The 6,534-nt window shown below is 42.6% G+C and carries 5 protein-coding genes; all 5 read right to left on the bottom strand.

Annotated elements, in window-relative coordinates; all coding sequences use genetic code 11:
• Positions 1–113: 113 nt before the first annotated feature.
• The 5 genes from secD to RDS42_RS10980 all read right to left on the bottom strand — a co-directional run bounded on the left by secD (position 114) and on the right by RDS42_RS10980 (position 6,419).
• Entirely contained in the window at positions 114–2,525 is a 2,412-nt protein-coding gene (secD, locus tag RDS42_RS11000) for a protein translocase subunit SecD (protein WP_308783704.1), read from the bottom strand.
• Between the two features lie 61 nt (positions 2,526–2,586).
• Positions 2,587–3,951 carry a thioether cross-link-forming SCIFF peptide maturase gene (scfB, locus tag RDS42_RS10995; RefSeq protein WP_308783703.1) on the bottom strand — a complete coding sequence of 455 codons (1,365 nt, stop codon included), beginning with the start codon at positions 3,949–3,951 and terminating at the stop codon, positions 2,587–2,589.
• A gap of 134 nt (positions 3,952–4,085) precedes the next feature.
• The gene (gene scfA, locus RDS42_RS10990) at positions 4,086–4,226 is read right to left on the bottom strand and encodes a six-cysteine ranthipeptide SCIFF (RefSeq protein WP_015524633.1); all 141 of its coding nucleotides are present in this window, start codon (positions 4,224–4,226) and stop codon (positions 4,086–4,088) included.
• A gap of 80 nt (positions 4,227–4,306) precedes the next feature.
• A complete protein-coding gene (locus tag RDS42_RS10985) occupies positions 4,307–4,657 on the bottom strand; it encodes a TIGR04086 family membrane protein (protein ID WP_308783702.1) in 351 nt (116 codons plus the stop codon).
• Between the two features lie 58 nt (positions 4,658–4,715).
• The gene (locus RDS42_RS10980) at positions 4,716–6,419 is read right to left on the bottom strand and encodes a hypothetical protein (RefSeq protein WP_308783701.1); all 1,704 of its coding nucleotides are present in this window, start codon (positions 6,417–6,419) and stop codon (positions 4,716–4,718) included.
• Between the last annotated feature and the right edge of the window lie 115 nt (positions 6,420–6,534).

Raw genomic sequence — 6,534 nt, 5'->3', positions numbered from 1 at the left:
AAAACGAACTTAATTTTTTGCTAATTTAGGGTTGACTTTTCATAGCTGGTCTCCTGTTAAAAATATGCCCCGGGACAAACATACTGCCCCGGGACTATTTTTCTCATCCTGATTTATTCAGTTTTGTCATTATCTGAAGCAGAATTTTTCTCTGCTTCCTGAGCAGCCAGACGCTCTGCTACTCTTTTACGATTTTTCTTTTTCGGCTGCTTCTGTCCATTTCCCTGCTTCTGAACAGATACAGTACTCTGAACACTTTCGCTGTTCTTCTGGTCTGATATCTGTTGTACAGCAGACTGTACTTTATTTTTGCCAAATCCCTGTTTCATTACCAGCCACAGAGAACCTGTAATACATACAGAAGAATATGCACCGCAGACAATACCTGCCATTAACGGAAGTGCAAACTCACGGATAGAAGATACTCCCATTACGAAAAGTACTGCAACCATCACAAACGTAGTTAAAGAAGTATAAATACTTCTGGTAAGAGTCTGTGTGATACTGTCATTTACAATCTCTACAAGATCTGCACGAGCGCCTCTCTTCTTCATATTTTCACGAATACGGTCAAAAATGACAATCGTTGCATTGATACTGTAACCTACAATGGTCAGCATACATGCGATAAAGGTATTTCCCACGGAAATCCTTGCCAGCGCATAAAAAGCAAATACCACAAGTACATCATGCACAAGTGCAAGAACTGCACTGCCGGCAAAACGGATATCTTTAAACCGGAACCAAATATATACCAGCATACAAAGAGTTGCCACAACTACTGCAACAAATGCATCCTGTCTCATTTCGGAGCTGACTGTGGATGAAATACTTTCTGATGCGATCAGTGATCTGTCCACATCAAATTTTTCTACCATTGCATCATTCAGTGCCTCTCTTTCTTCCTGGGAAAGAGCACGTGTTTTAATGATTACCTGATTTGTTCCGACAACTTTCGTAGGCTGTACATTCTTGTCTCCTGTGACATCCTCTACTACCGGTGTAACCTCGGAATCGATGGTCTTAATATCCATGTCTTCATTAAAGGTAACTGTAGTGGCAGTTCCTCCAGAAAACTCCAGACTGTAGTTCAGGCTGCTTCCATCTGTTTTCTGATGGATCATCATAGATACTGGTCCCACAAGAATCAGAATCAGAGAAATAATAAAAAAGATATTTTTCTTTCCAACAAAATTGAAAGATTTTCTCTGTTTTGCTTTTCCATAGAACTTTGCATCCTGGAATCCTACTGCATAAAGAGCATTCATGATCAGTCTTGAGATCACCAAAGCTGTAAACATGGAAACCACAATACCAAGAGCCAGTGTGTATGCAAATCCCTTAACTGTACCGGATCCAAGCCACATCAAGACTACAGATGCGATCAGCGTTGTGATATTTCCGTCAATGATTGCAGAAAACGCTTTGGAAAATCCGGCACGGATAGCAGTCCTTACAGAACTTCCCTCTGCAATCTCTTCCTGAATACGTGCATAAATGATAACATTAGCATCTACCGCCATACCGATACCCAGGATGATACCTGCAATACCCGGGAGTGTCAGAGTAATATCAAATGCATTGAGAGTGATCAGCTCAATTGCTGTATACAGAATCAGTGCAAATGCAGCAACGATACCCGGTATCCTGTAAACAAGGATCATAAATAAAATAACGATTGCAAGTCCGATTGCACCTGCAGTAACACTTGTTGTAATTGCCTCTTCTCCAAGCTGGGCAGCAACCACACTGGAGCGAAGTTCTTCCAGTTCAAGACTCAGCGAACCAATGCGGATGTAGGATGCCAGATTCTGTGCTTCCTCTACTCCTGACATTCCATTGATTTCTGCCTGTCCGCCTGTGATTGCTTCCTCTACTGTGGGAGCACTTAATACTTCATTATCATAAATGATCGCAATCTGCTTTCCTACATTTGCCTCTGTAGCTTCTGCAAATTTCTTTTTACCTTCTTCTGTAAGTTTCAGGCTGACTGCATATTCTCTGCTGCTGCCGTCCTGCTTCTGGTAAGCACCACCCTGGGCATCTGCCACATCTGTACCTTCCAGTACAACAGATCCTGCCTCTCTGATCTCATCAAGACTTCTTGCAAGCTCATATTTTGTTTCACCTGCAACAAAGTTTGCATTACCATCTTTATCGGTTTCTTCGATAAAGCAAAGAGAACCTGGTTTACCCAGATCATTCAGGATCTTATCTGCATCGGTCACACCCGGAATCTCTACTGTGATACGGTTGTCACCTTCCTGATAAGCCTGTGCCTCCGTACTGTACTGTTCCACACGCTTCTGCATTTTATAAACAGTATCAGACATATCTTCTTTGCTCGGATCCTTATCTTTTGCCTCATAAGTGATACTTACTCCACCTGACAGATCAAGACCGGTATTGATGTTCTTTGCCGCTCCGGTTCCTGTCGGGCCAAAACCCACACCGGCTGTATAGCACAGGAATGCCGTCAGGATCACAGTAAGGACCAGTACAATGACTCCTCTTTTTTTCTTCATTGTTTTTCCCTTCTTTTTTAAGTCCCCATGATACCATAAGTTATCCTGCGGACTGATTTATCTAGTCCGCAAGAGCGGCTTTGATCATAATTGCACACTCCACTCGTTTTCTCTGAAGTTCGCATCCGATCTCATAATTTCCCTTTACATCATTCTGGAAATGATATGCATTTGCAGCACATCCTCCACTGCAGTAAAATCTTGCAAAACAATCTTTACATGCTTCTTTTGTATAAACATTGCAGTTTTTAAATTCATCACGAACCTGCGGACGGGTAATTCCTTCATCTACATTTCCCATCAGGAACTGTTCTTCACCTACAAACTGGTGACATGGATAAAGATCTCCCCACGGAGTCACTGCAAGATACTCTGTCCCTGAACCACAGCCGGAAAGACGTTTATAAACACAAGGACCGCCTGTAAGGTCGATCATAAAGTGGAAGAAATTAAATCCTCTTCCTTCCTTTTCCCTTTTGATCATCTCCTTCGCAAGAATATCATATTCCTCAAGGATCTGAGGGATATCCTCTTCTCGGATTGCATAATCTTCTTCCTCCGGTGCTACAACAGGTTCAACAGAAACCTGCTTAAAGCCCATATCCGCCAGATGAAGGACATCCTTGGAAAAATCAAGATTATGGTGAGTAAATGTACCTCTTACATAATACTTGTCCTGATTTCTGGATTCCGCAAACTTCTGGAATTTCGGCATGATCAGGTCATAGCTTCCAGCGCCTTTGCGGAAAGGTCTCATGTGATCATGAACCTCTTTCCGTCCATCTACGCTAAGTACCACGTTTGCCATCTCCCGATTGCAGAACTCCATTACCTCATCGTCAAGAAGAACTCCGTTAGTGGTAAGGGTAAAACGGAAATTTTTATTGTGAAGTTTTTCCTGCTCACGACCATATTTTACCAGGTCTTTCACAACCTGCCAGTTCATAAGCGGTTCCCCGCCAAAGAAATCCACCTCCAGATTTCTTCTGGAGCCGGAATTTGCGATCAGGAAATCCAGTGCTTTCTTTCCAGTCTCAAAAGACATCAGAGCTCTTCTTCCATGGTATTCTCCCTCCTCCGCAAAACAATAGCGGCAGGCAAGATTACAGTCATGAGCAATATGAAGGCAAAGGGCTTTTACTACCGGTTTACTGTTTTTCGTAAACTCCTCAATGGCACCTTCATAAATATCTTTTGTAAAAAGCATACCTTCTTCCTGAAGTTTCAGGCATTCAGAAACAGAAGTTTTTATATCCTCTTCTTTGTATCTGTCCTTTAATTTTGTAACGATCTCTTCTTGTGAGACACCTTCTTCTATGTACGGTAAAACCTCATAAGTAACAAGGTCCACCAGGTGAATACATCCACTGTTAATATCCAGAACAATGTTATAACCATTATTTTGATATCTGTGTATCAGACTCATTTTTGAAAATCCTTTCCTATAATTTCATCTTTGAAACACATAAGACTCCATGTCAGTACTTCATCAAAATGTATGACAAAGAAAGAAGCAGCGGTTTTCACCCCGCTGCTTAAATGCCTTCCCAAAACTCTGTCTTATTTGTGCTCGCAGCTCTGATTTCCTACTGTACAGGAAGTTTTGCATGCTGACTGACAGGAAGTCTGGCACTCACCGCATCCACCTTTTTTTACTGTGTTCTGCAGATTCTTTGTATTTAATGTTTTGATATGCTCCATTGTATATCCTCCTTTATGTATATAAAATTATCTGGGCATAGTATAGCATAAAATCCCATCAAATAAAAGACTTTTTTTCCTTATGCAAACATACCGCCCAGTGCACCGCCTCCCAGACACATACAGAACGTGGTAAGCAAATGCTGGAAAGACATATCCCACCTCTTTTCTACTGCAAAAGATACTATAACAAGCAACGCAAAATAAGCCAGCCCTACCAGTATTCCCCAGTAATATTTATTCTTCCTCATGCGTTTTCCTGCCATAAACCCTCCTGCAAAGCAAGCCAGAACATATACTGCTGTAATCGCGGCTAAAACAGGCACCGTTCCCAGATCAAATTGAAATACAAAGAAAGCCAAAGCCAAAAGACAGATTCCCGTAAGTCCATATGCTAAAAAAAGTGCTCGTAAAACAACTTTAATTTTCATAAAAAACCCTCCCCCTATAACATATATATGGGGGAGGATTTTTCTTATTACCATGATTTTATTTTTTTCTGCGTTTCAGATAAATGATAACACCTACAATCACCACTGCCGCAACACCAAGAATCACAAACGGAAGAATCAATGTGTTGTCTCCTGTATTGACAGCAGAAGTAGGATCACTGTCTGCTTCTTTACTTTTATCATCTGAACTGTTCTCTTCATTTTTTACCGGAGAAGCCTCCTGTACTGTACCATTTTCTTTCTCAGGGGCTGCAGTTACTGATACCTGAGTATTATTAGACGGAGTTTCTGGTACAGGAGTCAAGATATCACCTGCAGACTCAGTATCACCATAACCATCCTCCTGAATTTCCTCGCCTACCAGCGGTCTGCTTCCGGCTATTCCAAAAGGACTGAAAGAATGTGTACTGAAGACCATTGTGCTTCCATCTACACTTGGAACAATTGTTTCCATTGCTCCACTGTCCAAAAGATGCTCAATCGTATAGCTGTATCCTGCTTTTACCGGAACAGTCACACTGATATATTCTCCATCCGGTATTTCGTATTCTGTATTATTTTTCAGATCCCAAAGCTCAAACTCGTATGATTTAAATACATTTGCCTCAGTCTCATTTGTAAACTGGTAATCCTCCCCACTGGTGGCACGGAATTGCACATACCATGGAAGATTGATGCCTGACACAGAAATACCATTGCAAGAATGGTTTTCTTCCGCAGCAGCCTGCTGTTCTTCCTCTGAAAGATCCTCCTCCGCATCTGTAGGACGTGAATCTTCTGATTCTTCTATATTTCCGTCAAATATATTATCAGTTTCAGGTGTTACCGTTGGGGTTGGTGTCTCCTGTTCGTCTGGAGTCACAGTTGGTTCCGGGGTTACCGTCGGTTCCGGAGTCTCTTCCCCGTCCGGAGTCACAGTTGGCTCTGGTGTTACCGTTGGTTCCGGAGCATCTTCCTCATCTGGAGTCACGGTTGGTTCCGGGGTTACCGTCGGTTCCGGAGTCTCTTCCCCGTCCGGAGTCACAGTTGGCTCTGGTGTTACCGTTGGTTCCGGAGCATCTTCCTCATCTGGAGTCACGGTTGGTTCCGGGGTTACCGTCGGTTCCGGAGTCTCTTCCCCGTCCGGAGTCACAGTTGGCTCCGGGGTTACCGTCGGTTCCGGGGTCTCTTCCCCGTCCGGAGTCACAGTTGGTTCCGGGGTTACCATTGACCCCGAATCTGAAGAATCCTCATCTTCCTCACTGCTTTCTTCTCCATTAGAATTATCATCCGTTGTCTCTGAATCTGATTCCTCGTACTCATCTCCAGATTCCTGCTGTTCTGTATCCTGACCTTCTTCCCACTGGTCTTCACTGCTGTCCTCGTTTTCCATACTGCTGACTACAACAGTGACACTACTGTAAATTCCGTCGGATTCTCCATCCCATCCGTCAATTTTGGGAAGGACTGCTGAATCATACGGACGAAATACCACATCAAAGGATTCTGTTCTCTGTGACGGAACATTGGATTCGTTTACCCAGGATAATGTTCCATATTCACTGGAGGGAAGGGCAATATCTGATAATGGAACCGGATTTTCTATTGTCACATTATCCGGAATCAGACTGCTTACCTGAATCTCTGTCTTTTCTCCATATACCATAGCCGGCTGTATCTGTCCTGCTACTAATACTGCTGTAAGTGCTGCTGCAGCTAAAAACTGTACATTTCTTTTATTGATATTACTCTTCTTCATCATTACACCTCATCTATATATAAACATCAAACAATCGTCAACAATTTTATTCTCATAATTTTCAGATCAGATATCAAACACATGACTGTTTACTCCATTCACAACAACAACTCATCAG

The organism is uncultured Blautia sp. (genome assembly GCF_902497045.1).
Lineage (GTDB): Bacteria > Bacillota > Clostridia > Lachnospirales > Lachnospiraceae > Blautia_A.
This window is presented reverse-complemented; position numbering and strand designations above follow the sequence as displayed.